The sequence below is a fragment of the Paraburkholderia sp. SOS3 genome (genome assembly GCF_001922345.1).
Lineage (GTDB): Bacteria > Pseudomonadota > Gammaproteobacteria > Burkholderiales > Burkholderiaceae > Paraburkholderia.
The window spans coordinates 1,285,341-1,312,333 of the sequence record NZ_CP018811.1 but is presented as its reverse complement, the minus strand read 5'-3'; the positions used below and the strand labels follow the sequence as shown (position 1 = coordinate 1,312,333).

30 protein-coding genes and 1 pseudogene are annotated in these 26,993 nt (G+C 62.0%); 13 read left to right on the top strand and 18 right to left on the bottom strand.

Going from position 1 to position 26,993, the window contains the following annotated elements; genetic code table 11:
• Window positions 1–9: 9 nt before the first annotated feature.
• From BTO02_RS06020 to cynR, 8 genes are all read right to left on the bottom strand, one after another.
• Window positions 10–1,410: a formimidoylglutamate deiminase gene (locus BTO02_RS06020; RefSeq protein WP_075156268.1), complete on the bottom strand. Its 1,401-nt coding sequence runs from the start codon at window positions 1,408–1,410 to the stop codon at window positions 10–12.
• Window positions 1,411–1,482: 72 nt separating this feature from the next.
• A complete protein-coding gene (locus tag BTO02_RS06015; RefSeq protein WP_442953437.1) occupies window positions 1,483–2,250 on the bottom strand; it encodes an amino acid ABC transporter ATP-binding protein in 768 nt (255 codons plus the stop codon).
• A complete protein-coding gene (locus tag BTO02_RS06010; RefSeq protein ID WP_075156267.1) occupies window positions 2,247–2,915 on the bottom strand; it encodes an amino acid ABC transporter permease in 669 nt (222 codons plus the stop codon). The genes BTO02_RS06015 and BTO02_RS06010 overlap by 4 nt, the downstream gene beginning before the upstream one ends.
• 17 nt (window positions 2,916–2,932) lie before the next feature.
• Complete coding sequence (locus BTO02_RS06005) at window positions 2,933–3,691, bottom strand: transporter substrate-binding domain-containing protein (RefSeq protein WP_075156266.1); 759 nt, start codon at window positions 3,689–3,691, stop codon at window positions 2,933–2,935.
• Window positions 3,692–3,731: 40 nt separating this feature from the next.
• On the bottom strand, window positions 3,732–4,517 hold the full coding sequence (locus tag BTO02_RS06000; protein WP_075156265.1) for an IclR family transcriptional regulator: 786 nt from the start codon (window positions 4,515–4,517) through the stop codon (window positions 3,732–3,734).
• Between the two features lie 168 nt (window positions 4,518–4,685).
• Window positions 4,686–4,940, bottom strand: coding sequence for a hypothetical protein (locus BTO02_RS05995; protein ID WP_075156264.1), 255 nt, complete (start codon window positions 4,938–4,940; stop codon window positions 4,686–4,688).
• An 88-nt stretch (window positions 4,941–5,028) separates the two neighbouring features.
• The gene (locus BTO02_RS05990) at window positions 5,029–5,265 is read right to left on the bottom strand and encodes a hypothetical protein (RefSeq protein WP_075156263.1); all 237 of its coding nucleotides are present in this window, start codon (window positions 5,263–5,265) and stop codon (window positions 5,029–5,031) included.
• 150 nt (window positions 5,266–5,415) lie between these two features.
• Window positions 5,416–6,306: a transcriptional regulator CynR gene (gene cynR / locus BTO02_RS05985; protein ID WP_075156262.1), complete on the bottom strand. Its 891-nt coding sequence runs from the start codon at window positions 6,304–6,306 to the stop codon at window positions 5,416–5,418.
• A 183-nt stretch (window positions 6,307–6,489) separates the two neighbouring features.
• Between cynR and BTO02_RS05980 the strand changes: the two genes are divergently transcribed.
• Together BTO02_RS05980 and BTO02_RS34140 are read left to right on the top strand one after the other, a co-directional pair.
• Complete coding sequence (locus BTO02_RS05980) at window positions 6,490–7,314, top strand: fumarylacetoacetate hydrolase family protein (protein WP_075156261.1); 825 nt, start codon at window positions 6,490–6,492, stop codon at window positions 7,312–7,314.
• Window positions 7,315–7,851: 537 nt separating this feature from the next.
• Window positions 7,852–8,325, top strand: a complete 474-nt coding sequence (locus BTO02_RS34140) for a hypothetical protein (RefSeq protein ID WP_232243510.1) — start codon at window positions 7,852–7,854, stop codon at window positions 8,323–8,325.
• A 39-nt stretch (window positions 8,326–8,364) separates the two neighbouring features.
• Here BTO02_RS34140 and BTO02_RS05970 read toward each other — a convergent pair whose 3' ends face one another.
• Window positions 8,365–8,829, bottom strand: coding sequence for a YaiI/YqxD family protein (locus BTO02_RS05970; RefSeq protein ID WP_075156259.1), 465 nt, complete (start codon window positions 8,827–8,829; stop codon window positions 8,365–8,367).
• A gap of 138 nt (window positions 8,830–8,967) precedes the next feature.
• Between BTO02_RS05970 and BTO02_RS05965 the strand changes: the two genes are divergently transcribed.
• Window positions 8,968–9,264, top strand: a complete 297-nt coding sequence (locus tag BTO02_RS05965) for a hypothetical protein (protein WP_075156258.1) — start codon at window positions 8,968–8,970, stop codon at window positions 9,262–9,264.
• Between the two features lie 166 nt (window positions 9,265–9,430).
• Window positions 9,431–10,027 (top strand): sigma-70 family RNA polymerase sigma factor, encoded by a 597-nt coding sequence (locus BTO02_RS05960; RefSeq protein ID WP_075156257.1) that lies wholly within the window; start codon window positions 9,431–9,433, stop codon window positions 10,025–10,027.
• On the opposite strand, the gene BTO02_RS05955 is transcribed toward BTO02_RS05960, so the two are convergent.
• The gene (locus tag BTO02_RS05955; RefSeq protein ID WP_075156256.1) at window positions 10,022–10,813 is read right to left on the bottom strand and encodes a YkgJ family cysteine cluster protein; all 792 of its coding nucleotides are present in this window, start codon (window positions 10,811–10,813) and stop codon (window positions 10,022–10,024) included. The genes BTO02_RS05960 and BTO02_RS05955 overlap by 6 nt on opposite strands.
• Window positions 10,814–11,050: 237 nt before the next feature.
• Between BTO02_RS05955 and BTO02_RS05950 the strand changes: the two genes are divergently transcribed.
• Window positions 11,051–12,685, top strand: coding sequence for a methyltransferase regulatory domain-containing protein (locus tag BTO02_RS05950; RefSeq protein WP_075158632.1), 1,635 nt, complete (start codon window positions 11,051–11,053; stop codon window positions 12,683–12,685).
• 121 nt (window positions 12,686–12,806) lie between these two features.
• A complete protein-coding gene (locus tag BTO02_RS05945) occupies window positions 12,807–13,127 on the top strand; it encodes a hypothetical protein (protein WP_075156255.1) in 321 nt (106 codons plus the stop codon).
• Between the two features lie 80 nt (window positions 13,128–13,207).
• On the opposite strand, the gene BTO02_RS05940 is transcribed toward BTO02_RS05945, so the two are convergent.
• Window positions 13,208–13,624, bottom strand: a complete 417-nt coding sequence (locus tag BTO02_RS05940) for a hypothetical protein (protein ID WP_075156254.1) — start codon at window positions 13,622–13,624, stop codon at window positions 13,208–13,210.
• A gap of 268 nt (window positions 13,625–13,892) precedes the next feature.
• Between BTO02_RS05940 and BTO02_RS05935 the strand changes: the two genes are divergently transcribed.
• Window positions 13,893–15,248, top strand: a complete 1,356-nt coding sequence (locus BTO02_RS05935; protein WP_075156253.1) for an MATE family efflux transporter — start codon at window positions 13,893–13,895, stop codon at window positions 15,246–15,248.
• 32 nt (window positions 15,249–15,280) lie between these two features.
• Here BTO02_RS05935 and BTO02_RS05930 read toward each other — a convergent pair whose 3' ends face one another.
• Complete coding sequence (locus BTO02_RS05930; protein WP_075156252.1) at window positions 15,281–16,204, bottom strand: LysR family transcriptional regulator; 924 nt, start codon at window positions 16,202–16,204, stop codon at window positions 15,281–15,283.
• Window positions 16,205–16,352: 148 nt separating this feature from the next.
• Between BTO02_RS05930 and BTO02_RS05925 the strand changes: the two genes are divergently transcribed.
• The 5 genes from BTO02_RS05925 (at window position 16,353) to BTO02_RS05905 (ending at window position 21,407) form a co-directional block, all read left to right on the top strand.
• Window positions 16,353–17,216, top strand: coding sequence for an amidohydrolase family protein (locus BTO02_RS05925; RefSeq protein WP_075156251.1), 864 nt, complete (start codon window positions 16,353–16,355; stop codon window positions 17,214–17,216).
• 150 nt (window positions 17,217–17,366) lie between these two features.
• The gene (locus BTO02_RS05920; RefSeq protein ID WP_232243465.1) at window positions 17,367–18,650 is read left to right on the top strand and encodes a dicarboxylate/amino acid:cation symporter; all 1,284 of its coding nucleotides are present in this window, start codon (window positions 17,367–17,369) and stop codon (window positions 18,648–18,650) included.
• A 122-nt stretch (window positions 18,651–18,772) separates the two neighbouring features.
• Complete coding sequence (locus tag BTO02_RS05915; protein ID WP_075156249.1) at window positions 18,773–19,834, top strand: porin; 1,062 nt, start codon at window positions 18,773–18,775, stop codon at window positions 19,832–19,834.
• Window positions 19,835–19,983: 149 nt separating this feature from the next.
• Window positions 19,984–20,688: a substrate-binding domain-containing protein gene (locus BTO02_RS05910; RefSeq protein WP_075156248.1), complete on the top strand. Its 705-nt coding sequence runs from the start codon at window positions 19,984–19,986 to the stop codon at window positions 20,686–20,688.
• Between the two features lie 158 nt (window positions 20,689–20,846).
• Window positions 20,847–21,407 carry a TetR/AcrR family transcriptional regulator gene (locus BTO02_RS05905; RefSeq protein ID WP_442953436.1) on the top strand — a complete coding sequence of 187 codons (561 nt, stop codon included), beginning with the start codon at window positions 20,847–20,849 and terminating at the stop codon, window positions 21,405–21,407.
• A 262-nt stretch (window positions 21,408–21,669) separates the two neighbouring features.
• Here the strand turns inward: BTO02_RS05905 and BTO02_RS05900 are convergent.
• From BTO02_RS05900 to BTO02_RS05885, 4 genes and pseudogenes are all read right to left on the bottom strand, one after another.
• A pseudogene (locus BTO02_RS05900) lies at window positions 21,670–21,966 on the bottom strand (VOC family protein); the annotation flags it as partial.
• A gap of 117 nt (window positions 21,967–22,083) precedes the next feature.
• Window positions 22,084–22,482: a PPC domain-containing DNA-binding protein gene (locus BTO02_RS05895; protein WP_075156247.1), complete on the bottom strand. Its 399-nt coding sequence runs from the start codon at window positions 22,480–22,482 to the stop codon at window positions 22,084–22,086.
• A gap of 154 nt (window positions 22,483–22,636) precedes the next feature.
• Window positions 22,637–22,936, bottom strand: coding sequence for a hypothetical protein (locus BTO02_RS05890; RefSeq protein WP_075156246.1), 300 nt, complete (start codon window positions 22,934–22,936; stop codon window positions 22,637–22,639).
• Window positions 22,937–23,383: 447 nt separating this feature from the next.
• Window positions 23,384–24,268 carry a LysR family transcriptional regulator gene (locus BTO02_RS05885; RefSeq protein ID WP_075156245.1) on the bottom strand — a complete coding sequence of 295 codons (885 nt, stop codon included), beginning with the start codon at window positions 24,266–24,268 and terminating at the stop codon, window positions 23,384–23,386.
• Between the two features lie 128 nt (window positions 24,269–24,396).
• On the opposite strand from BTO02_RS05885, the gene argC reads away from it, so the two are divergent.
• Window positions 24,397–25,326, top strand: a complete 930-nt coding sequence (argC, locus tag BTO02_RS05880; RefSeq protein ID WP_075156244.1) for an N-acetyl-gamma-glutamyl-phosphate reductase — start codon at window positions 24,397–24,399, stop codon at window positions 25,324–25,326.
• A 79-nt stretch (window positions 25,327–25,405) separates the two neighbouring features.
• Here argC and BTO02_RS05875 read toward each other — a convergent pair whose 3' ends face one another.
• A complete protein-coding gene (locus BTO02_RS05875; RefSeq protein ID WP_075158630.1) occupies window positions 25,406–26,203 on the bottom strand; it encodes a hypothetical protein in 798 nt (265 codons plus the stop codon).
• A gap of 133 nt (window positions 26,204–26,336) precedes the next feature.
• Complete coding sequence (locus BTO02_RS05870) at window positions 26,337–26,963, bottom strand: TetR/AcrR family transcriptional regulator (protein ID WP_075156243.1); 627 nt, start codon at window positions 26,961–26,963, stop codon at window positions 26,337–26,339.
• Window positions 26,964–26,993: the final 30 nt, after the last annotated feature.

The following is a 26,993-nucleotide window of genomic DNA, read 5'->3' as shown; positions in this document are numbered from 1 at the left end:
TGCGCGCATTCACGCATCGGCAAGCAGATGCGAAAGCGCCTTGCGGTAGTCGGCATAGAGGCGCCCTTCATCGCGATGGCGGCGTTGATGCACGACGCGCTCGCCGCCGACATAGACGTCGAGAACCGGCGTTTCGCCGTGCTCGCCGAAGACGATCGACGAAAGCCACGTATCCGCCTGCTGTTCCGCAAGATGCGGATGCTGCGCATCGAGCACGAGCCAGTCGGCGCGGCTGCCGCGCTTCAGTGCGCCGACCGTGCGGCCCGTCGCCAGCGCGCCGCCTGAGAGCGCGCCGTGAAAAAGCCGGTCGGCGACGTGCGCGGTCTGCGGCGATGCCAAAACGTTGCGTTGACGCCTGACGAGCCGTTGCCCGTATTCGAGCAACCGCAATTCGGAGCGCCAGTCGATGCCGATATGGCTATCCGAGCCGATGCCGAACAGGCCGCCTGCGTCGAGATATTCCTGCGCGGGGAACATGCCGTCGCCGAGATTCGCCTCCGTAGTCAGGCATAGTCCAGCCACCGCACCGCGCTTTGCAAGCGAGATCGTCTCGTTCTCATCGACATGCGTTGCATGCACGAGACACCAACGCCCGGTCACATCGAATCGATCGAGCAGCCATTGGACGGGCCGTGAGCCTTCGGCGGCAAGGCATGCTTCCACTTCGGCCGTCTGTTCCGCGATATGGATATGCACGGGCGCATCGGGCGATAGTACGTCGAGCCCCTCGATCAGCGTGCGCAGCGAGGTTTCGGAGACGGCGCGCAACGAATGCGGCGCGACGCCGTAACGCAGCGCGCCGTGTTCGGGCCTCGCTTGCCTTAGCGCTTCGAGAAGCGAAAGCAGATGCCCGGGCGAATTGATGAAGCGCCGCTGATCATCACGCGGTGGCTGCGCGCCGAAGCCGCTGTACTGGTACAAAACGGGCAGCATCGTCATGCCGATGCCGGTCTCGCTTGCCGCGTCGACCACGCGCTGCGCAAGTTCCGCCGGATTCGCATAGCGTTGCCCGTCCGCCGCATGATGAACGTAATGAAATTCGCAAACCGACGTGTAGCCGGCCTTCAGCATTTCGACATAGAGCCAGCGTGCAATCGCGCCAAGCGTGTCGGGCGTGATGCGCGCGGCGAACCGGTACATCAGATCGCGCCAGCTCCAGAAACTATCGGTCGGGTTCGCGCGATACTCGGTGAGGCCCGCCATCGCACGCTGGAATGCGTGCGAGTGAAGATTCGGCATACCGGGCACGATCGGGCCCGATGCCTTCGCGACGTTCGCCGGCGCATCGCGTCTATCCGGCGAGACATTGAGCAGCGCGCCCTGCTCGTTCCATTCGAGCAGCACGTTGCTGCGCCATCCTTCGGGCAGCAACGCGTGCTCTGCAAAAATCGCGCGAGTTGATTGATTCATGGTTTCCTGTTCCCGGTGCCTGCTTGAGCCGAACATTTAGCGTTGCCTACTGGCGCTTTGCGCGCACGCGCATCACGCGCGCGACAGCACGGCCTGCAGGAACGTCCGCGTACGCGGCTGCGACGGTGCGGAAAAGATCGTCGCCGGCGGTCCGGCCTCGACGATTTCGCCTCCATCCATCACCACGACCACGTCCGCCACTTCCTTTGCGAAGCCCATTTCATGCGTGACGACCAGCATCGTCATGCCTTCCGACGCGAGCAGCTTCATGACCTGCAGCACTTCGCCGACGAGTTCGGGATCGAGCGCGGACGTGGGTTCGTCGAACAGCATCACGCGCGGCTGCATCGCGAGCGCGCGTGCAATCGCAACGCGCTGCTTCTGTCCGCCCGAAAGACTGGCGGGCATCGCATGCGCCTTATGTGCAAGTCCAACCTTTTCGAGCAACGCAAGCGCGGCCGCCTCGGCATCCGCTTTCGACACGCCGCGCAACATGCGCGGCCCGACGGTGATGTTATGCAGCACCGATAGATGCGCAAACAGATTGAACGCTTGAAACACCATGCCGACTTCAGTGCGCAACGCATTGAGCGCACGATCCTTCAGCATGGCGCCATGGTCGACGAGACGATGCCCGCATATGTCGACGGTGCCGCTCTCCGGCTGTTCGAGTCCGTTGCAGCAACGCAGAAACGTGCTTTTACCGGAACCGCTCGGGCCAATCACCACCACCACCTGCTGTGGCTGAATATCGAAGTCGATGCCGTTCAGCACGCGATGCGTACCGAACGATTTCACAAGTCCGCGAATGCGGACGATAGGTTCGCTCAAGCCGCTCACTGGACCATTCCTCCTGCGCGCAGACGGCGCTCGACGCGGTGAAGCATGTAGTTGGTCGCTTGCGTCAGCACGAGATAGACGAGCGCGATGACCAGATACACCTCGAGCGAGCGATACGACACGCTGATGATCTTCTGGCCTTCGTGCATCAGATCGTCGATGGTCAGCAGCGAGACGAGCGCGGAGTTCTTGACGAGCGCGATGAATTCGTTGCCGAGCGGCGGAATCATACGCACGACCGCTTGCGGCAGAATGATTGCGCGCATTGCCTGGGCCGCGGACATACCGATCGAACGCGCCGCCTCCATTTGCCCGCGGTCGACCGACTGGATCGCGCCGCGCACGATTTCAGAAACGTACGCAGCCGAATAGAGTCCGAGCCCGAACATGCCACATACGAAAGCCGGCAGCAGAATGTTGAATTGCGGCAAGCCGAAGAACAGCAGAAATAGTTGCACGAGCAACGGTGTGCCGCGAAAAAACACGAGATACGCGGTGCAAAAACCATAGATCAGTCTATGCCGCGGATTGAGCCGGCCGATACCGATGAACAGGCCGAGCGCGCAGCTCAGCACCAGCGCGGCGGCCGTCACTTCGACGGTGACGAGCGCGCCGTGTGCGATGTCGGCCCAGCCGGCGATGGCCGGCGTGAAGTCGAGTTGCATAGGTCGGATCCGGGCGGTTACTTCGCGGTGGTGCCGAACCACTTCTGCACGATCGCGGCATAAGTGCCATCCGCCTTGATCTTCGCGAGCGCGGCGTTCATCTGATCGCGCAGTTGCGGCTCATCCTTGCGCACCGCGATGCCGTACTCTTCCTTCGTCAGTTCCTTGTCGAGCACGCGAAAGCCCGGACGCGTGCGCGCGAACTGATAGGCGGCCGGCTTGCCGGTTACGGCTGCATCGGCGCGGCCGATACCGACCAGATCGAACATTTCCTGATTCTTCTCGACTTCGACGCGCTGCACTTGCGGATAGTTGTCGCGCAGGAAGTTGACCGACTTCGTGCCGACCTGCACCGTTACCTTCTTGCCGTTCAGATCGGCGGGCGTTTTGATCGGCGAATCGGCCTTCACGAGCACCGACAAGCCGCCGGCGAAATATGTCTGCGTGAAGTCCACCACCTGGCTGCGTTCCGGCGTGATGTAGATGCCCGAGATCGCCGCATCGAAGCGATGGGCAATGAGGCCTGGAATCAGGCCTTTGAAATCGATGTCGGTCCATTGAATCTGCTTGCCCATCGCTTTGGCGAGCGCATTCATGAGGTCGATGTCGAAGCCCGTGCGCTGGCCTTTGTCGACGAATTCCATCGGCGGGAACGTCGCGTCGGTGGCGACGTTCAACACGTTCGAGTCTTGCGCGGCGGCGGTGCCCGGCGCAATGGCGCAAGCCATCGCGACCGTCAGGCAGGCGGCAAAAAGGGCTTTGTGCAGTTTGATCATCGGTGGTTCCTCTTCCCCAAAGTGGTTTGTTGATGGGTGATCAGGCGTTGCGTTGGAATGATTCGGCTTGCAGACGAGCCGAAATGCTTTGTGCAGTGCGCACGGTCCAGTCGGCGAGTTGCTGCTCGCGGCCCGCGGCGCGCGAAGATGGCGCCATCAGCGTGATCGAGGCGCTTGCCGTTGCGCCCACGCTTGCACCCGCACCGCGCGGCGCGCGGCGGAAAACCGGCACGCTGACGCCCCATACGCCCGGATCGACTTCGCTGTCGCTGACTGCATAGCCGCGCATGCGGATCTCGTTCAGTTCCGCTTCGATTGCCTGACGACCTTTCGGGTCGTTGGCGAACTGGCGGTCGAGCGTTTCGGCGCGCGTCTTGTCGGGCATGAAGGCAAGCAGCGACTTCGCGGAGGCGCCCGCTCTTAGCGGCACCGCGCGGCCTTTTTCAAACGAGCAGCGCAGCGAGTGCGTGCTTTCGATCATCTCGAGGCAGATCACCTGATCGTTGACTGCGACGACGAGGCCGATACTTTCCTGCGTGGTGCGCGAGAGTTGCGTCATGCCGTCGCGGCTCGATTCGACAAGCAAAGAGTTGATGTCGAAGCCAACGGCAAGCTGCAGGCTGACGGGTCCCGGCGCGTAATAGCCGGCGTCTTCCGCGACGAAGCCCCAGCGCTTGAGCAGCGCAACTTGCCTGTAGAGCGTGCTTTGCGCGAGGCCCGTGACGGCAAGCATGTCTTTGACGGACATGGCTTTGCCGTGGCTCGCCAACGCGGTGAGCACGAGAAGCAGGCGTTCGGCGCCCGTGACGCTCGGGTCTTGATTCACGGTAAGGGCTTAAAACTGAGGCGATGCGCAGAGCATGCCACGAGATTCCCGCCGGACAAAAAAGCGATTCTCATCCTATGGGAATGATGCGCCAGGGTTTTCCCCCGGGCGCCGGCGTTCTTTATGTCGTATTACCTGCCGTTCGGGTTGGTGCTTCTACGCGCACGGCTACTCGACTACGCCGATAAGGCTGTCGATCTCGCTCTGGATGCGGGTACGCGCCTCATCCAATGCATGCTCGCGAGTCCTTGCGACGAGCGGAAGCATCAGTCCCGAGCCCTTGTATTCCGCCTGAAACTGCACCCAGGCCGCGTAAGCATAGACGCCGGAATTCTTGCGCGTGACGTTGAGCGTGACGTCGTAAGTACGACGTTCGCCGTGCCCGCGCGTGTACTTGAAGCGGCTTATCTGAGGCGTGTGCATAACGTTCCTCTGTTGAACGGTTAAAGGTCGACCTTGTTTGACAGTGGATTGCCATCCGGGCAAGCGAAGCTGCTTGCCGTGCATCCGCTTATTGCGCGTCGGGATTGGCGCAAAAGGGCTTGCGAGGTAGCGGCTTGCCGTCGACGAACGCCGTTGCGCAGCGCAAGGCGAACGCATAGGCGCAGCTTCGGCTTGCGAACTGCCCGAGATCAGCCAGTGACACGGGCTCACCGTCATCCTTCAGAACGCACGCGTGCGCAACGAAGGTGTTGCCATGTCGGGTGCTGGAGGGCCAGATTGCAGCGCCGCAGTGATAGAGGACCATGTGCTCGTCAGGCGATTGATTGAAAGGCTATTGTAATTGTAGATAGCACTTCCGAGCGACTGTTACGCTTTCGCACGAACCGCTTAAATCCGACGATTGCACGCTATGAAGATTCGCTTGCTCGCCTGTTTCGAATGGACGAGAACCGCACTATCGTCCGTCCGCAAACGCCTGCGTCACCTCATGAACGATCGCGACAAATGCGCGCGCCGCCGCCGACCGATACGCGCCGCGTCGTTGCAGCAGCGCCGCGCGCCGAAGTTCGAGCTCCGGACGAAACCTCACCGTAGCTAGTTCGGCATCCGCAATATTTTCGGGAAGGATGGTGGCGAGGCCCGTGTGCCGGATGACCTGCATGAGCGCAAGCAAAGAGTTCGCTTCCACGGCAACGGTCGGACGCAAGCGTCGACTTCTGAAATAGCCGTCCACGATCCTGCGGGTCGAAAAGGATGTATCGAGCAAAGCGAGCGGAAGCGCCGCCACCTCGGCGGCCGTAACGGCGGCCTTGCTCGTGAGCGGATGTCCCCTCCCCACGAGCAACGTCAAACGCTCCTTATGCAGCAGCGTCGCCTCGATGTCCTCTGCGGGCAAGTCGCCAAAACCGATGCCCAGATCGAGTTCGCCGTTGCGCAGTGCCGGCTCGATTTCCTCCTCCTGCGCCGCGACGCGAATCGACAGCGTGATCCCGGGGTAAGCCGATCTGAAGCGCTGCAATAGCGGGCCAACGAGATAGGCCGCCACACTCGGCGTGACCCCCAGGCGCAGCGACCCGGTCGAAAGATCCTCGACGTCGCGGACCGCGCGGGCCGCTTCGTCCAGCTGCTCGAGCACATGACCGGCATAACGCAAATACACGGCGCCCGCATCCGTTGGGCGGACCTGGCGGCCCGTTCGGTCGAGCAGTTGCGCGCCGAGGCTCTCTTCGAGTTCCTTGATCTGCTGCGACAAGGCAGGCTGCGAGACATGCAGCATCTGCGCCGCGCGGGTGAAGCCGCCGTGGTCCACGACCGCCTTGAAATACCGGATATGGCGAAGCAGCATCTCTATAAGCCCTGCTTATGGGAAGCGTAAGAAATGAGTCTTTGAAGCTTATACCTTCCTTCTCTATTCTGCAGTCAGACGCGCACTGCATGGCGTCGATTCCGGGATGGCGGAAAGTATCCATCGATTGGCTGACACCCGTGACAGGAGCCGTGTGCAGCCGCACATTCAAGGAGAGTTGAAATGCAAAAGTTTGCCCGGGTTCTCGTGAAAGACCGTGCTGTTCCCGTCATCATCGTTGGCGACGAACATCTGGACCTGCGTCCGGTCGTGGCGGACATCACGCCCGCTGCGATCGCCAGCGGCGTGCTGAACCGCGTCGATACGAGCGCACTCACGCCGCTGCAAGGCGAATTCACCTACCTCGCGCCGATCGAAGGCATCCGGCAGATCGCCGCAACCGGCTTCAACTACCGCAAGCATATCGAGGAGTTCAAGATGAAGCCGCCCACGGAGCCCGAAGTCTTTCTGAAGGCGGTGACGTCGCTTGCGGGGCCGAACGATCCGATCTCCCGCGGCCCGAACGCGGATGCGAAGCTTGATTGGGAAGTCGAACTGGCGATCGTGGTGAGCCGCGAGGCCCGCGACATCGCGGCAGCCGATGCGGCCGGTTATATCTTCGGTTTTGTCTGCATCAACGACGTGTCGGACCGCACCACTCAGGTGGACGCGGAAGGCCAACAGCACCTCGTGCGCGCCAAGTCCCGGCCGGGCTACTCGCCGATTGGCCCGTACCTCGTCACCGGCGTCGACGGCATGAAGCTCGACCTGTGGACGAAGCTGAACGGTCGGCTCGAGCAACAGGGCAATACGAGCGACATGCTGTTTTCGGTCGACGAGATGCTCGCCTATTTCTCAGCTCATATGACACTGCTTCCCGGCGACGTGCTCGCGACGGGAACTCCGCCGGGCGTCGGTTTCGGCAAGAACCGCTTCATGCAGGAAGGCGATGTGCTCGAGTGCGGCATCGAGCATCTCGGTAGCCAGCGGCACGAGATCCTGCGATGAATGCGCTCGCGGTTTTCATGGCGACCAGGCACGCGTTGTGCAACGACGTTGCAACGGAACGCGTGCCCGGAGCCTGCCTACATGATGTCGTGGAAGAACTGCCTCGCCGTTGCTCTTTCCGTCTCGACCGCCGCGTTCATATCCGCGCATGCGCAGACGCAGGTGCAGGGTGTGGTGCAGCCGGAGGTTCCGGCGCCGCCACCGGTGGTGCACGCCGTTCCTCTGCATCCGCCGGCGTCTGCTGTGCAGCCCGCTGCGCAAGAGCCTGCTGGGAAGCCGTCTGAAAAAGGCGCCGCGAAACCCGCTGCGAAGCCCGCCGAGAAGCCGGTTCATAAGCCCGCGCGTAAGCGTGCTCATGAAGCAACTCACAAGAGCGCGCCAGCGCCCGCCCTACAGCCAGAGCCCCCGTTGCTCCCAGCGCCGACGCCGCAGCCCGCGGAGCAGCCCGCGCCGACATCCGAGCCTTATGCGCAACCGGCGCCGCCGCAGCCGCCCTACGCTCAACCCGCACCGCCAGCGCAGCAGCCCCCGGCACCGCTGCCGGCGGTCCCTGCAGCTCAACCGTCCGCGCAGCCGGGCGTGCAGCCCGTCGTCAACTGGACGCTGCAGGTCATTCGCGACGGTCAGCAGATCGATTCATTCGACGGCACGACCGCGCTCGGTCAGGCGCAGACCGAAAGACATCACAAGGTGGTCACGCACAAGGTAGGCTGCAAGGATCAGGCTGCGGGAAGTATCGATCTGCAGCGCACCATCACGGTCTCGCCGTTGCGGGCGAACCCGAGCGAGTCGGTTCTCGCAATCGATGCGCAGGACACCGTCGAAAGCAATACGGCGCGTCAAAGCCCCAGCGGCTGCAAACTACCGCCGCAACCGAGCCAGGTGCATGCGAACCATCCGGGACTGATCGTGCCGGCGGGTCAATGGGTCAACTGGCAAATCGTCAACGAGGATCCTTCATTGCTGTATCGCGTGCGCGCGAACGTCGCGACGCCGCCCGTGCAGCCCTGATTTGCAGCATCGATGTGCGGCGCTGGCTCGCAGCCACGATCATGTCCCGCGCGGCGACGCGCCATGCATCGCAAGGAATCGATCGAGCTGAGCTGCGAAGGATTTGCTGTCGCGCGCGCTGAAGGGCGCGGGGCCGCCCGTATCGATCCCTGCGCTGCGCAGTTGATCCATCACGTCGCGCATCGTCAGGCGTTCCCGGATGTTTTCGATGGTAAACCAGACTCCGCGCGGATCGAGCGCATGGGCGCCCTTGTCGAGTACCGCGGCGGCAAGCGGTATGTCCGCGGTAATCACCAGATCGCCCGACGTGACGAGCTCGACAATACGCGCGTCGGCCGCGTCGATACCCGCCGGCACCTGAATGGCCCGGATATATGGAGATGGCGGCGTGCGCAGATACTGATTCGCCACCAGCGTCACCGTGACTTCAGTACGTCGCGCAGCCCGAAACAGCATGTCTTTGATGACAGCGGGGCAAGCGTCCGCATCGATTAGCACTTGCATGAAGGCATTTCCAGTTCGTCAGGCGACGATCATATCAAGGACGGCAACGGCCGTTGCCGCTCGCACCCCCGGTACTCGAACGCCCGTGACAACTCGTACAATACGGCCTCACCGATTCCAACCGCGAGACCCTGTCATATGGCAATGAAAAAGACCGACCTCGAAAAGAACAAGGCGCTGAAACTGACCCACTCGATGAAGCAGACGCGCTCCGAGCGCTTCGGCAAAGGCGTGACGGAAACCCCGCTGGACCGGCGCGAGCAGCGCAAGCTGGATCAGGCTCAAGGACTCGTGGCGTTTGCGTGCAAGCTCAACAGCGAACTCGTGGACACACTGAAGGCGCGTGCCGCGACGCACCCGGGCGGGATGACGGGCCTGCTCGACGAGTTGCTACGGCGAGGCCTCGCCACCGGTGAAGCCGACACCGAGGCTTGAAAACCCGACACCAACCGCCAGGGGCGCTGCTTCGTCCCACGACAGCCACGCAAACAACCCACGCCCAGGGCATGACAAAGACTACGACTAACGCCCCTTGTCATATCTCACGCGCTGATCCGACCAACGCGTTGTCTTCCACCCGACATACCGGGAAAACAACGCCATGGTCACATCCACTGATGCCTCGCAACAAAACGCGGTCGAGCATGCGCTCCGGTCACTGCTGAAGCGATCGTTCGATGGCGATGGCGCCGCGTATCGCGCATTTCTCGATGCGCTGGCGCTTCATTTGCACGCTTACCTGCGCCGGCGCCTCTACCCGCTTCTCGACGACGTCGACGACATCGTCCAGGAGATCATGCTTGCCGTTCACGATGCGCGCGCAACGTATCGATGGAACGAACCGCTCACGGCATGGGTGTACGCGATTGCGCGCTACAAGCTTACGGACTACTGGCGCGCGAAATCGCGTTGGGCCGCGCTGCATCAAATGCTGGATACGGGTTACGAAGTCCACGGCACGTCGGACACCGAACGCGCCGACGCAAAGCGCGATATCGAAACCATGCTGAAGCGACTGCCGCGCAAGCAGCAGGTGTTGATCGTGTGGATCAAACTGCAAGGCTTCTCGGTCATCGAGGCCGCGCAACTGACGGGCTGGTCGCAAGCCGCTATCAAGGCCAGCCTCCACCGCGGCATGAAAAGCCTGACAAGACGAATGGACGCATCGCGCGCGCCGTCGGCAACGAGCGCGTCATAGGTCCGACGCGAAGAACTCCATGTAGCGCACATGCCCTTCCGTTAAAGACGACGCAACAGCGTGATGGGCTTCGATCGACGCGAGCGCATCTACGGTCGCGCGACGGTTGGAAACGAATTGCCATTCCGAGGCGGGCAACGCATGCGCGTCGCCGCCTCCAAGGCGTTCGAGGCGTTCAACGCGCTCGAGCGCCTCGAGCATCACATCGCGCGCGAACGCGTAAATGACGAACCCTTCGTTAGCGAGCGCCGCACTCGACACGCCGAGATAGGCACACAGGTGCTGCTTGAGCGGCGCGTCATGCGCAGCGGCCAGTCTCGATGCGTTGATCACCTCGAGCGTATCCGCATCGACCAGGCGTTCCTGTGCAAGGAACACGGGCTTGTCGGCGCTCCATGCTTCAGGTGGACAGGCCTTCGACGCGGGGGTCAACGGAATGAAAGGGTTGACCTCGGCCGGGTAGATGCGGCATACGCGCGGCCGCAGTTCGTAGGCGCCGCATCGTCCATCAGATTGCAAATGCGGGCACGCGCCGTCGAAGCTGGCCACGACGGTAACGACCACACGGATAGGCAACGCGCCGCACAGGACAGGAAATGAGAGCCTGCGTTTGTGCATCGCCTGCGCGTCGGTGTCGGGCGGCTCGACGGGCCACGGAATCGCTTCGCAGAACAGCTCGATATCGCCGCCGCGCCGCAGCCATGTCGCGGCTTCCGCGAGGCTTAGCGGAAGCTTGAGGTTGTGACAGCACTTGCCGCATTGGGTACAGCCGAAGTGAATCGTCATCGGGTCTCGTCGATGTTTCGTGGATGCTTTCAAATTCGTAACCGGTAAAACGCCTGATTTCGGCCGGCTACGATGGTCTGGACACAGTATCTATCCCAATGCTAATTCGCGCGAGTCACAGTTCCGGTTGCACTTATTTTTGAACGCAAAACGTAATAAAGGTTTTCGTTCGGCGCGGAATGACAGGTGACGAATCGTAGCTTAAGATTGCCGCTCTTCAATACATGCGGCGGCACGATGACTGGCCTGGCTCATCACTACGATAACGAAATGGCCTATACGCATGGCTATTGCGATGAACTGAATCCGCTGCGCGCCAGGCTGCCGTTGCTTCGTGCGGGTTTCGACTTCCCGGTCATCCACAACGCGTGCGAGCTCGGGTTCGGCTTCGGCGTCAGCGCGAACCTTCATGCGGCCGGTTCAACCGTTCAGTGGTATGGCGTCGACGCCGATCCGAGGCACGCCGCTTTTGCGCAACAACTCGCGCACGATGCGCAAACGCAGGCACATCTGCTGTCCGGCCGCTTCGCCGAGTTTTGCCGCCGCGACGATCTGCCCGATTTCGAGTTCATCGGTCTGCATGGCGTATGGAGCTGGATCCCCGACGAAGACCGCGCAACCGTCGCCGCGTTTATCGCGCGGAAACTGAAACCGGGCGGCGTGCTGTATATCAGTTACAACACACAGCCCGGCTGGTCCGCGATGATGCCGGTTCGCGAACTCATGCATGGCCATTTCATGGCGAGCCGCCGGCACCGGACCGGCGGCAACGAACCGCACGAACGCGACGAACCCGACGAACCGGACGAGCACCACACCACCGAGCGGATCCGGGCGGCGATTGCGTTTGCGCAGAAGGTCGTGGCCGCGCGCCCCGGTTACGCGCAGGTCAATCCTGCGATTGTCGAACGTGTGAACGGCTTGTCGGAAGAGAATCCGCGCTACCTTGCTCACGAATACTTTGCGCGCAACTGGCATCCGACATCGTTTCTACAGGTCGCCGAGGCGCTCGAGTCGTCCGGGCTGTCTTATCTCGCATCGGCTGACTATCGCGATCACGTCGACTCGATCAATTTGCTTGCGGCCCAGCGCGACCTGCTTGCGGGCATCGACGACCTGGCGTTGCGCGAGGCGGCTCGCGATCTATGCATGAACCGGTCGTTTCGACGCGACTATTGGGTCAAGCAGCCTCGTGCGCTCGAGGCGAGCGAACGGCTCGCGGCGCTACGTGCGCATCGCGTGATGCTCTCGGCGCCGCAATGGGCGGTTTCTCTAAAGGTACGTGGCGGGCTCGGGGAAACCGCGCTGCCGGAAGCAGTCTATCGGCCCATTTTGCAGGCGATGGCGGACTGCCGCGTGACGACGCTTGGAGCGATCGAGCGCGAAGTGAGCAAAGCGGGAATTACGCTTGAACAGGTGGTCGAAGCAGTCACGCTGCTAATTGGCGCCGGCCCTGTGCTCAATGCGCAAGACGAAGCGCAGATACAACTGGCGCAGGTTTCTGCCGGGCGTTTAAACGCGGTCGTCTGCGAGCGCGCATACGGCAGCCATGCACTTCAGTTTCTCGTTAGTCCGGTATCGGGATCAGGTGTAACGATTCCGCATGTAGCGCAACTGTTTCTGTTAGCGGCGATGCGTGGCTTCAAGGAACCGCGGCAATGGGCGGAATTCGCGCATACCGTGCTGAGCGGTATGGCCGAAGGCAACGGCGCGGCAGACGTGCCCACCCCGCCGACGCCGCCCATGCCGCCTGACCACGATCTGCTCGAGAAGGCAGTCCGATTCGCCGATGTCTATGTACCCGTGCTGAAAAAGTTGCGGATGGGGGAAATTGTCGATTCCATCAGTACCCATGTCGGGGTCGAACGCTGACCTCGCCCTTGCCGACTTTGTAATTCTTGAAATGTGCAGTTACCAACTGCATCAGTTATTTCTTAGACGCTTGCTTACGATGATCTCCATAAACCCGTCAAACGGGATACGGAGAGTCATCATGAAACGCACAGCGCTTGTTTTGTTGTTGATCGGTAGTTTGTCGGTGGCCCATCAGGCATCGGCGCACGGGCGCGGCGGCTGGGGCCATGGCCATGGGCACGGTGGGGGCAATGGCGGCGCGATCGTCGGGGCGCTGATCGGCGGCGCGGTGCTTGGCGCGCTCGTGACCTCGGTTGCAAGCGCGCAACCCAGCTACGCGCAGCCGGTCTACCAGCAACCCGCTTACGCACAGCCGGTTTATCAGCAAGCGCCGCCGGCCGCCTGCTACGACGGCTACCAGCGCGCCTACGTACCGTGCCAGGGCGGCTACGGGTACTAACAGCCGAAAGTCCGCAAGCGGAAAACTTGCGGACTTTCAGACCAGTCGATGGGTGTCTTGCTTGCTGCGCGCTTTGACCGCTAGCGGACCGGCGATTTCAGAATCCACGCCCATGCGGCCCGCAGGCGACGTGCATGGTCTTCGAAAAGATATGAACCGGCCAGCGCCAGCAGACCCGAAGTCACACCCGTCACAATTGCCTCCGCAAAGAAGAAGCCATAGTGATTCGCATGCGAATAAGCATCGCCCAACACTGTCAGCAACCCGACGATTAACGCATTACCGTAGCGGTTCACGTAGAGCTTCGTCGCAGGCGTAAAAGTCAACAGCACGGCAAGAATGCCCGTGGCCAGCCCTGTATGGAATGCAACCGTCCAATGGGGAAGGCTCGGAAAATTGCCCCAGCTTCCCGGCATGCAGGTCATGCAGGCACAGGTTGGTTGCCAGAAGCGCTGAATAAAAAGTCTGGCACGGCCTCGCCAGTCGCCTGGATTCATGTATCCCTCAGACGTTCGTATCGCACCACTCACGAACTGTTCCGCCCGTATATGCCCGTAAATTGTCGAGCACCGACGCTCGACGCGTTGATTCATTTTAGGCGATCGGATCACTGTCACGGACCTGCCAGACCCCAAACGTGGCATCGTAATCATTCCGTGCTAATTGTGCGGCGCTAGTCTGATCGTCCCAAGCCGGGCTAACGGCCACCGTTGCGCCTGGAGGCCCGGCCTCGCGTGCCTCGCAAGTAACGTCGGGATGTCAGTCATGGATTCGCTCAACCACGCTCCCCTCGCTCGACGATTTACGAACTTCGCAGTGCCCACCGTGCTCGCCGCCTGGGCGTATTGCATCCATTCCGTCATTAGCGGCGTATTCATCGGACGCTACGTCGGCGCCGATGCGCTCGCCGCATTGAACCTGCTCGTCCCGCTGCTTTATCTCCCTTACGCGTTCAGCGTAATGATCGGCGTAGGCGGATCGACGCTCGTTTCGCGATTACTCGGCGAGCGGCGCGAGCGCGATGCCGCCGCGGCATTCACACAAGCGTTGTATCTGCTCGCCTTGTGCGGCCTCGCGTTCGGACTGGCGATTCATTTCGAAGCCGACACTTTCGTGCAATGGACCGGCGCACGCGGCGATCTCGCGCGCCTAGCAAAAGACTTCCTGCACGCCTACGCGCCGTTCGTGCTGTTCCCGACGGCGTGCTATGCGCTCGAACTGTTCCTGCGTATCGAAGGCGCGGCCCGATTCGGACTCGCCTGCCTGATCGCCGGCGGCATCGCGGATGTCGCGCTGACATGGTGGATGGTGAGCCATCTGCACTGGGGCATGCGCGGCGCGGCGCTCGCATCCGGCATCAGCCAGGCGCTGGCATGCATGCCGATGCTCGCTTATCACTTCCTCAAGGCGCGACGCGTTCGGCCCATCGCCCAGGCCTTTGCGCGCATCGACCACGCGTGGCGCATGGCCTATAACGGCGCCTCGGAATTTCTCGGCGAGATCGCGCCGAGCGTGACGATCTTCGCGTTCAATCATGCGGTGTTGCGCTGGCTCGGCGAGACGGGTCTCATCGCGTTCGCCGTGGTCGAATACGTATCGATGATCGCGTCGGTCACGATGATCGCACTCGTGCAAAGCATGCAGCCGATCGTGAGCTTCGAGCGCGGCGCGGGCAACGGGCAAGCCGTGTCGCGCGCATTCACGCTCGGCATCGCGGTGACGGCGGGATTCGCGCTTTGCGCTGCCGCGGCGACGCTCACCGTCGCGCACCCGCTCGGCGCGCTCTTCGTGCCCGACAGTCCGGCCGCGCAAGCGCTTCTGCGCGACGCATTGCCGTGGTGTGCGCTGGCGTTCGTGCCCGCCGCGATCAATGTCGCGATCAGCGGATATCTGACGGCCATCGAGGCGCCGCTCGCATCGATGATCGTCGCGCTGCTGCGCAGCTGGCTGTTGCTGCTGACGATGCTCTGGGTCCTGCCCGCATGGCTCGGGCCACGCGGCATCTGGATGACCGTCGCCGTGACCGAGCTGACCACACTAGCCGCGAGTATCGTGCTCTATCGCGCGCGGGGACGACGCCTCGATCGGTCCACGTCTGCGATCAGGCGTTCGGCGACATGAATCGCGCGAGGCAAGATCGACGACCCGACCTGCTAGCTCGCGCTGCCGTATAGCGGCAATACGCTCGATTCGAGCATCGCAATCGACTGGATTGCGAGTTGCGAAAGCGTGTGCTTGGTGCTCGTCGCGATGGCCAGCCGGCTGAAGAGCGTAGGTTCCGAGATGCGCAGAATACTGAAGTGCTGCTCTTGCGCACTGCCCGATGTGGCCTTCAAAGGCAGCACCGCGTAGCCGATGCCTTCCTTGACGAGATCGAGGATCGACGCAACGGCGTCGACCTCGAGTGCGATGCGCAGGCGCACCCCCTGCTCGGCCGCCGCGGATTCGACCATGCGGCGGATCGCATGCATCCGGCCCGGAATGATCAACGGATACTTCACGATGTCGCGCAGCGGCACCATCGACGATTCGCCTGCAGACGACCCGGCATCGCTGTCGCCCGTGCGCGGGCCGATCAGGAACAGTTCCTCGGTGTGCACCGTGCGCTTGTCGATCAGCGGCGTGTCGAACGTGTCGTAGAGCACCGCGACGTCGATGCGGCCCATCATCAGCCATTCGATAAGGTGCGTGGACAGGCCTTGCGCCACCGAGATCGTCGCGCCGGGAAACGACTCGCGAAAGCTGTGAACGAGCCTGTTCGTGGCGACCTTCGCGAAGCTCGGCGTGACGCCCACGCCGAAATGCCCGCCGGATGTGCCGCGCAGTTCGTCGAGGTCCTGGGACGCGCGCTGCACCTGTTGCAGGATGCCTTTCGCGTGCGAAAGCATCCGCTGGCCGGCAGACGTCAGCGATACGCCGCGTCCGTTCCGCTCGAGCAGGTTATGCCGCAGTTCGACTTCGAGTTGGCGCACGAGGCGGCTCAACGCAGGCTGGTTCGTGTCGAGCGTAATGGCCGCCCGGGTGAAGCTGCCCAGCTCCGCGACGTGCACGAAAGCCTCGAGCTGTTTCAGGTCCATTCAGTCGATCTATGTGAAATTCACATATCAGCTAGTTGGGTATGACGATTGTAGGCGAACAAGCGAACTCTCACAATTCATCCGCACGCCAGAAGATGCATCCCGCATTCCGCGCGGATGTCGGTTGAACACGAGACACGTCATACGAATGAAATCCTGCCTGCCTCCCGACCCCAATCCCGTCAAGCCGTCGCATCAGCTGCCTGCTGGCGCCTGCGACGCTCACTGTCATGTTTTCGGGCCCGCAGACGTCTTCCCGTACGCACCGGATCGCAGCTACACTCCGCCCGACGCGCCGTTCGAACGCCTCGTCGCCCTGCATGATTTCCTCGGGCTGAGCCGCGGCGTCATCGTCCAGGCGAGCTGCCACGGCACCGACAATACCGCGATGCTCGACACGATCGCGCGCGGCCAGGGACGGTATCGCGGCGTGGCGATCGTCGACGGCGACGTGACCGACGAACAGCTCGCCGATCTCGACGCCCAGGGCGTGCGCGGCGTGCGCTTCAATTTCGTCGCGCACCTGGGCGGCGCACCCGATCTCGACGTCTTCGATCGCGTGCTCGAGCGCATCGAGGATCTCGGCTGGCATGTCGTGCTGCATCTCGACGCGCAGGACATCGTGCAGTACGCCGGCCGCATCGCGCGCATCAAGGTGCCGTTCGTGATCGACCACATGGGCCGCGTGCGCGCGGAAGCCGGCATCGATCAGCAACCGTTCCAGCAATTGCTCGAACTGATGCGCAATCCGCTCGCATGGGTGAAGGTTTGCGGTTCGGAGCGCGTGTCGCGCGGCAAGCGCCCGTTCGACGACGCGATTCCGTTCGCGCGCACGCTGATCGAAGCCGCGCCGGACCGCGTGCTGTGGGGCACCGACTGGCCGCACCCGAACATCAGCAAGGACATGCCGAACGACGGCGAACTCGTCGATCTGATGTTCGAGTTCTGCCCCGATGCCGGTCTGCGCGAAAAGCTGCTCGTGACGAATCCGGCGAAACTGTACGGCTTTTGAACCGGGCGGCTTTTGAACCCGGCATAGAAAGAAAAGGTCAACAAGAACCGCCCCGAGGCGGCCATCGCTTGTGAAACAGGAGACAACGAAAATGTATACGTACGACCACGCATTGCTGTCGCGAGAAGCATCATGAACGAGACGGCAATCATGAGCGCCCCCGCCCGACGCGCGAAGAAGCCTTTCTATCGCGCGCTTTACTTTCATGTGCTCGTCGCCATTCTGCTCGGCGTGCTGCTCGGCCATTTCGCGCCGTCGCTCGCGGTCAAGATGAAGCCGCTAGGCGACGCGTTCATCAAGCTCATCAAGATGGTGATCGGGCCGATCATCTTCTGCACGGTGGTCACGGGCATCGCGGGCATGGGCGACATGAAGAAGGTCGGCCGCGTCGGCGGCAAGGCGCTGCTGTACTTCGAGGTGGTCTCGACGCTATCGCTCGTGATCGGTCTGATCGCGGGGCATATTTTCAAACCGGGCTCGGGCTTCAACCTGAACCCGGCGACCATCGATACGAAAGAACTCAGCGCGTTCACCACGGCGGCGCACAACATGAGCGCGGTCGACTTCCTCGTGCACCTGATTCCTGACACGGTCACCAGTGCGTTCGCGACCGGCAATGTTCTGCAGATTCTGCTGATCTCGGTGCTGTTCGGCGCCGCGCTCGCCGCACTCGGGGAACGCGGCGCGCCGCTGACGAAAATGATCGATCAGATCGCGCATACGTTCTTCGGCATCGTGCACATCATCATGAAAGCGGCGGCGATCGGCGCGTTCGGTTCGATCGCGTTCACGATCGGCACGTTCGGTATCGAGGCGGTCATTCCTCTGCTCAAACTGATCGGCACGTTCTACGTAACGCTCGTGATTTTCGTTCTGGTCGTGCTCGGTGCGATCGCGCGCGCGCTCGGCATCAATATCGTGCGTTTCATGGGTTATATCCGCGAGGAAATTCTGATCGTGCTCGGCACGAGCTCGTCCGAAGCCGCGCTGCCGCAGATGCTCGAAAAGCTCGAGCGCATCGGCTGCTCGAAGTCGGTCGTCGGTCTCGTGATTCCTGCCGGCTATTCGTTCAACCTGGATGGCACCAACATCTATCTTTCGATGGCCGTGCTGTTCATCGCTCAGGCGTTCAACGTCGAGCTCACGCTGACCCAGCAGCTGACGCTGGTCGGCGTGGCCATGCTGACGTCGAAGGGAGCGAGCGGCGTGGCGGGAGCCGCATTCGTCATGCTGACCTCGACGCTGCTCGTATTTCCGATCATTCCCGTGTCGGGCATGGTCCTGATCCTCGGCATTCACCGTTTCATGGGCACCGGTCTCGCGATCGTCAACACCATCGGCAACGGCGTTGCAACGCTCGTCGTCGCCGCATGGGAAAAGGAACTCGACCGCTCGAAGATGAACGCCGTCATGTCGCGGCAGCGCACCGAGTAATCACAGGCTAATCGCCCTTCACCGTTTCAGTCTGCGTGGCATCCGGCCACGCAGCGGGGACGCTTTACGCCAAAAAAACGACAGATATGGAGACTGCTTTGAAAATCAGAACAAATCGACCGATGCGCACGATGGCGCTGCGCGGCTTCTGCATGACGTGCGCGTGCGCAGCCAGTTTCGGAAACGCCCATGCGCAGTCCTCGCAGGCTGCGGCCGGCGCGGCGCAGATGGTCAATCCCGGCGTGGAAATGTACGGGCTTATCGGCATGTTCATCGACAGCTCCAAGCTCAGCTCGACACGGCACAGCACCGTGCAGCTCGCCGGCGGCGGAATGACGACGTCCTACTGGGGCATTCGCGGCCGCGAGGACCTCGGCGGCCACAACGCCGTGGTGTTCAGCCTCGAGAGCTTCTTTCGCCCGAACACCGGCCAGGTTGGACGGAATACGACGGACGGCCTCTTTTCGCGCAATGCCTATGTCGGCCTGACGGGCTCCTGGGGCACCGTCAAGCTCGGCGAACAGACCAACCCGACGTATCTGAACCAGCAGTTCGTCAATCCGTTCGGCTCTTCGGTGGTGTTCTCGCCGCTGATCGTGCAGTCGTATATCGCTACCTTCGGCAACACGGAAATCGGCGATACCGTCTGGCGCAATGCCGTCGAATACGTGTCGCCGAACTTCCACGGACTGACGGGAGCGGTCATCTATGGCGTGAGCGATACGGCCGGGCATCAGGGGCATGACAACCTGGGCCTGCACCTCACCTACATCCACGGACCGATGACGGCCGTCTTCTCCGCGCAGCGGGTGCGATCGTCGGTGCTCGCGCCGGTGGTGGCGCCGCAGAATCTCTACCTTGCCGGGGCTGCCTATGACTTCGGCGTCGTCAAGCTGTATGGCGCCGCACAGATGACGAGCAACAACGAGGCGGAAACGGGATCGCATACCTACGAACTCGGCTTCAGGGTGCCCATCAACTCGGTGAACGACATCCGTGCCGAATGGGCGCGCACGAAGCACAGCGCCCCGCGCGACGCAGACAGCGTGCGCAACACGGGCACCATCGCATACGACTACATCCTGTCCAAACGGACTTACGTCTACGCCTTGTACTCCTACGACAAGCTCACGGCGAATCCGTCGGGAAGCACATTCGGCGTGGGCATGCAGCACACCTTCTAGTTCACGTTATCAGCGAGGAAGCGCTCTCATGACTATCGACGTTCAAGGCCCCTGCCCGAGCGCGTTCGACGCGCCGGAAGCCCGGCGCAACAAGCCGACGCACCCAATGCGCCCGATGCGCACACCGAACGTAACGGGAGGGGTGCGCCATGTCGGCTGAGCATGTCGTGACCGGCATTTCGTCGATGGCGACGCGCGGCTTGCTCGCGGACCTGACTGCGCTATATGAACGGCAGACGCAGCAGCGCGTCGCGATCGAATCCGTAGGCGGCGTCGAAGCGGCAAAGCGTGTGGAGAACGGCGAGGCGTTCGACGTCGTCGTGCTTGCATCGGATGCGATGGCCCGGCTCGCGGATGCAGGCCATATTGCGCGCGATAGCCTCGTCGATGTGGTGCGCTCGTCGATTGCCGTTGCTGTCAAAGACGGCACGGCGGCGCCCGACATCAGCAGCGAGTCTGCTTTGCGCGAAGCGATACTGCGCGCGAAAACGATAGGCTATTCGACCGGACCGAGCGGCGCACATGTGCTGCGGCTGCTCGAACGCTGGGGCATCGCGCCGGGCGAGCCGCGTATCGTCCAGGCGAAGCCTGGCGTGCCGGTCGGCTCGCTGATTGCGAATGGCAACGTCGAAATCGGCTTCCAGCAATTGAGCGAACTCATGCATGTGGAAGGCATCGCCGTGCTCGGAACGCTGCCCTCATCGATTGCATCGGTGACGGTGTTCAGTGCGGGCGTCACGGCCACTTGCCCGAATCGCGCCGTTGCCGCAGCGTTTCTCGCGTTCATCGCCTCGGACCAGGCAGCAAGCCTCGCGCGGCGTCACGGAATGGAACCGGTTTCGGCCAAACCCTGAGCGCAGCGCGCGGCATTCAGTTGCGGCCTTCCATCGTACTGGCGGCACGGTACAAGCGAAAGAGATTATTCTGTCTATCGTTTGTTAGGTACGATACCCGAAGCTATAATACGATTCGTCAACACCTTTTGGGCGAGTCCGTGAAGAATCGAGCAGACGTGAGTTCAAGCGACAGGATCCTGGCCGCGGCCACGGAGATCGCGCAGGCGCACGGTTACGGCGGGTTGAATCTCCGTAATCTTGCGGAAGACGTGGGTATCAAGGCCGCGAGTCTTTACCACCATTTTCCGAGCAAGGCCGAGCTGGCCGCTGCAGTGGCGAGACGTTACTGGGAAGATGCGGCTGCGTTGCTGGAAACGCTATCGGCTGAAGTGCGGGATCCCGTCGAGCGCCTGCGCAGATACCCGGACGAGACATTTCGCAAGTCGCTCGAAAACGGCAATCGCATGTGTCTCGCGAGCTTCATGACGGCCGAATACGACGATCTGCCCGACGTGGTCAAGAAGGAAGTTCAAACCTTTGCCGACGTGAACATCGCATGGCTCGGTAAAACGTTATCGGCAGCGGGCATCGTCGGTCCGAGAGAGGCGAAGAAGCGAGCCCGCTCCATCTTCTCCGCAGTTGTCGGCGCCCAATTGATGGCGCGCGGCCGTTCGGATATCGCGCTGTTCGATGCGTTGATCGAAGGCTACCGGGCAAGTGGGCTGTTGCCCAAGTGAAATCATTTCGGTGCGCATCGGGGAAGGCCTGGCAGAATGCTGCGGTCGTATTTCCCGGCACATCTAACGCTGCGCCCATGTAGATAATCTGCTTGATCAGCGGTACGACTTCCGGGTGTCGACGGGTTGCGAGCGCGACGATCGGTTCCCGTCAAGGCGCCTTGAACGCTGTCGAAGAAACGCCAGGCCGCCCATGCCTGGTCGACGACGTGAGCGACTCTCGCGTGCAGAAGGCCCGAACGCAGTAATCCTCTGGATCCGCTCAACCACGTCGAGCCGCTTCGATCGTGGCGATGTCGATCTTTCCCATCTGCATCATCGCTTCGAACGCGCGCTTCGCTGCCGCTCGATCGGGGTCGGCAATCGCGGCCATCAATGCGCGTGGCGTGATCTGCCACGACAGTCCCTATTTGTCCTTGCACCAGCCGCATGCGCTTTCCTGGCCGCCGTTTCCGACAATCGCGTTCCATAAGCGATCCGTTTCGGCCTGGTCGTCGGTCGCAACCTGAAACGAGAATGCCTCGGTTTGCGTGAATGCCGGGCCTCCGTTCAGGCCGATAGTGTATGTGCTGTGCCGCGCCGCGCAGCTCGACCACATGGCCACCGTCGCCGCCGTCACGCGGCTGCCGTCATGCGAGCCGCGTTTCTTGCGGTTCGATCGCCACTCTATCCGTATTCACGATCCGCTGTGAATCACGAGCTCCATAAAGCCGGTTGACCGGTCGAGTTTCCTTGCAAAGCGATGATCGGGAAGCAGCGCAAGCAAGAGTTCAGCTGTCGTGCGAACCGTGCATCCGTTTGCCACATGGCCGCCGAACACCTGACCTCGTGCATCTGACACCGACATATGCAGATGCGCGCCGTCAGGAGATACCGATCCGGCTAACGACACGATCTCGAGGTCGCCCGCTAGCTCGGTTGGCGCCTCGGCCCCGGCAAATCGCAATTGAGCGACCGTGAGACTCCCGATGCCCTGGACGACATAGGCCGCGAAGACCGCTTGCTGACGCAGCACGTCTTCGATGGCGGCACGCACATCGTTGCCGCGAAAGAGACGCAAAGGGTGGAGTTGCATACTCATTTCACATCCCGATGGAGCTCGAACAAACGTGGTCCGCACCGCTACGATCCATATCGTACCGGTTCGGTGAAACAGGCGACAAATAAAGCAAAGGACCGCTGCCCATACGGACAGCGGTCCTTCACAGGCCCTCGAAACGCGATTGTCGTTATTTGACCGGCGACGCAGTGCTTGGCGTCGCCAGCGTATTGTTGGCTCCGTAAGCAGCGCTGCTGACCGCCGAACTCGTAGTCACGCTCTTCGGCGCGCCCGCGTTCGACGACCCGGCGCTCGTGCCGCTGTCCGAATTGCCGGCGCCAGGCGTACCGTAGCCATTCGTCGCATTGGCCGCAGCGGCGACAGGCGACACGACGCTCGGCGTCGCCAGCGTGTTGTTCTGGGCATAAGCGCCGCCCGACAGCGCGAGAGCGGCACCGGCCGCGATGAATGTGCTGATTGCCTTGTTCAAGGTTCGTCTCCGTGATTGGGCTGGAATATTGACGCAGCCGATCGCCATTCGCCTGTCCGCGGATCGGGTAATCACTAGCTGCGCTCGCCGCTTACGATTCCGGCGTCGGCACCAACTATACGAAACGTCGCGTGACAGGAGTCGACGCAAGCGAACTCATGCCGTAAGCATGCGTAATTGAATTGCGCGAGAGGTCGCTATAACTGTTGGCTGCAGCAAGATGACTGATCGATTCCGGGGCAGGCAAAACACTTGATGGATCGATTTTCTTAAGTACTTGCTGCAGTATAGGTCAAGCCGCAAAGACGTGCTGGCGGTGACGCAGGGGATATCGCGGTTCAACTACCCATATGGTGGGAAAAGCGATGACAAATTCGGTGAACAGAGAGAGTCGCCGGAGGAATGTGTCGTTGTCTCGAGCAAAGCGAACGGGCAATCGGATAGGCCCTAAGGCAATCGCAAGCCCCACACCACATCCAGCACGTGCTGCGTCGACCGCTCGACATACCCCGCGCGATGGGCAATGCCAAGCCGCCGCCACAATGCAGGGCGCAGCGGACGCATGACGATGCGCGGGTCCGGTAACGGCGTCGTGGCCTCATGCGGCAATAGCGCTGCGCCATAACCGGCCGCCACCAGGCTCTTGATCGCATCGTTGTAATTGAGTTGAATGCGCGGCACAGGATGGTGCCCCGCGGACGCAAACCACTCTGCGGTCAGACGCGAAAGGCGCGTCGTCGCGTCATTGAGAATAAGAGGTTGGGCGGCAAGCCATTCAGGCGTGGCGCGGGCCGGACACCGCCAATGCGCCGGCACGAAAGCCATCACAGGGTCGCGGCGCCAGGGTTTGATCACGAGTCCGGCAACAGGCGGCTGAGGCAGTGCGACGAGTCCGACATCGAGCGTTCCATCCACGAGCCGGGACAGCGTTTCCTGCGAAGTGAGGACCGCAACCTGAATGTCGATCGCGGGATGATCCTGGCGCAGTGCCTCCAGCGCTTGCGGCAACAGGTGCGCGATTGCGCCAGTCGACGCACCGAGCCGCACGCGCCCTTCGAGCCCTTGCACCTGGCGTTGAATATCGTCCAACGCCTGCTCCGCATCGGCGAGCAACCGACGCGCGCGCTCGATCAGCACCTCGCCTATCGCCGACGGCCTGACATCGCCGCGCTTGCGCGACAGCAGCGGAGCCCCAATGCGGTCTTCCAGTTCAGCGATGTGAAGGCTGACCGTCGGCGCGGCCAGATTCAATGCCCGCGCTGCACCGGCAAACGAGCCACGGTCGGCAATCGCAACCAGCGTGCGCAAGCGGTCAAGGCTGATCTCTCGCATAAGCGTCCAAATTCAGAAAATCTGAATGTCGAAGTCAGGAAATTCAACTTTCCCTATTCTAGCGGCGCGGGGAATATAGAGGTCCATTCTGCTTGCTAGCGACTCACCGTCACCGGATATCTGCGCGTATGAGCTCCCCTATTGTTTTCATCGACGGCGACCAGGGCACGACCGGGTTGCAGATTCACGAACGGTTGCGCAACAGGACCGACCTCAGGCTCGTCACGCTTGCCGCTGCCGAGCGCAAAGATGCGCGGCGTCGCGCGCAGGCGATCAACGCATGCGACATCGCGATCCTTTGTTTGCCCGATGCCGCCGCGCGCGAAGCGGTCAACGCCATTGCTAACCCCAACGTCAGAGTGATCGACGCAAGTTCCGCTCACCGCACTACGCCGGACTGGATATACGGCTTTCCGGAAATGTCACCGGCGCAGGCCGGGCGTATCGCGAACGCGCATCGCGTCACCAATCCCGGTTGCTATCCGACCGGCGCAATCGGCTTGTTGCATCCGCTGATGCAGGCTGGGCTCATACCGGACGACTACCCGGTCAGCATTCATGCGGTGTCCGGCTATTCCGGACGCGGGCGTGCCGGCGTGGAGGAACACGAGGGCCCGGGCGCCGTCAACGCGCCCGCTTACCAGGTGTATGGTCTGGAACTCGCGCACAAACACACCCCGGAGATCCAGCGGTACGCAGGGCTCGCGAAACGCCCCATTTTCGTGCCTGCGTATGGGGCGTTTCGCCAGGGCATTGTGCTCACGGTGCCGCTCGCGTTGCGCCTCTTGGCGCCCGAGGTGGATGGCACCGCGGTACACGCGTGCCTCGCGCGTCACTATGCCGATGCGGCGCATGTGCATGTGTTGCCGCTAAACGAATCGCGCGACCTCAAGCATCTGGATCCGCAAGTGCTAAACGGTACCAACGACATGCGCCTGAGCGTGTTTCCTGATATGGAGCACGAGCAGATCCTGCTGGCCGCGGTCTTTGACAATCTTGGCAAAGGCGCATCGGGCGCCGCGGTTCAGAATCTTGACCTGATGCTTACGCGGCAGTAGTGGCAGATGGCCTGAGCTAACGTTCGCGCCGCGTCGCTATGCCGACAGTCGTTGCCGATCGGTGAGACCGTCGCATGTTTCATGCGGGCCGTTCTGATCCCTTCTCCACGGCAAAACGCGGTTGTGCCGCAGCGAGTGGGTCATCGGTCGTCGCGACGAGCCACAGACGTGCATGCTCGACGATCTGGCGGTTATGGTCCTTCAACGGGCCCAACGCGGTAGCTGCCTTCCAGACCACCGGACCGACCCGGCTGCTTCTGCCCGACGATGCGCCGACGAGCAGGCAGTACGGCCCCAGCGGAAGCGATACAAACGGAAGCGCCGGACTGGCGCGCACCCGCCAGTCGATGAAGGGCGCTTCACTGATAAGCAGCGGCGCAGACAAGCCGTAAAGCACACTGAAATCGTAGAGCGCCAGTTGTTCCCGCATGCCGACGTAGCTGCGCCGAATGTCGTCGACAACCGCTGCCTGGATCTCGTCGTCGAACATGGGTTCCTGCGAATAGCGGGCGAACGCCTCTCGAGCCTCGCGTTGATATGCGCTGAACAGGCCGAGTTCCAGACAGTCCTGCACGGCGCGCTGAACCTCGGCTACCGAACCGGCGTCCTCCGGCTTGCCCATCTGTGCCGCGCGCAGAAACCGCGCGAGCCCGGCTTCCTGGATCGCAGGTGCGCCGGCAGACACGTCGGCGTCTTTACGTTCCTTATCGAGGGGCACGTAGATGTATTCCTCGGCCGCGAAACGCGATTTCTTGCCTTCATCAAACCTGATTTCGCCATCGACGCAGTCGAGATATCGCGTGCCGATTCGACCATGCTCCCAGATCCAGTTTTTAAGGAGCGGACGAAGCGGGTGCAGTTTGTCTTGATCGGTCATGAGAACCTCCTGGTGCATCAGTATAGTTCCGGGCCGTCGATTGGTCCGAGGCGTTCGCAAAGACACGATCTCGCGGGGTAATGGTGCCCAGCGACAGCGATGCCGCGATCGTCGATGTGAGATAAAGACAGGCTCACTTCTCCTCAAGCACACTCGCCAAACCCCGCAACAGGATTTCAGTTCCTCTTCGAAACTCTTCGCGAGACGTGACCCGTCGCGCAACGCGTGCCGTTGCCGACAGCAGCGGGTATTCACCGTGCGATGCATCGGCCATTGCGTCGGTGCCCCGTCCGTCGAGCGGAGCCAGGTATTGCGCCTGCAGCGCGCCACTAAGATAGCTGACCAGAGTGCGCAACGCGATGACGCGTTGCCTGCCAGTGAATCCGCCCTCGGTCAACCTATGCAGAAACGCTTCCGCGCATCGCTTCACCGCCTGCGAGTCATGGCGGTGCAGCATGAGCAAGGGCACGATCGACGGGTGTCCTTCCACTGCATCGCGGATTCTTTCCATGAGCCGGGCGATCTGCCGATCCCACGATAGACGTTGCCCCGGATCCGTTTCGACACTCGCCAGCACCTCGTCGACCACGAGCCTTTCCATGGCCTCGCGATCCTCGACGTAGCGGTACAGCGACATGGCGCCCACGCCCAGTTCCGCCGCGACAGTACGCATGGAAAGTGCCGGCAGCCCGTCACGGTCGACGACGCGAAGGGCCGCTGCAGCGAGGTCGGAGTGTGTCAGGGAACGTGACCGTGGCATGGATTGAATGGCGGAATTGCGTGACGTTGC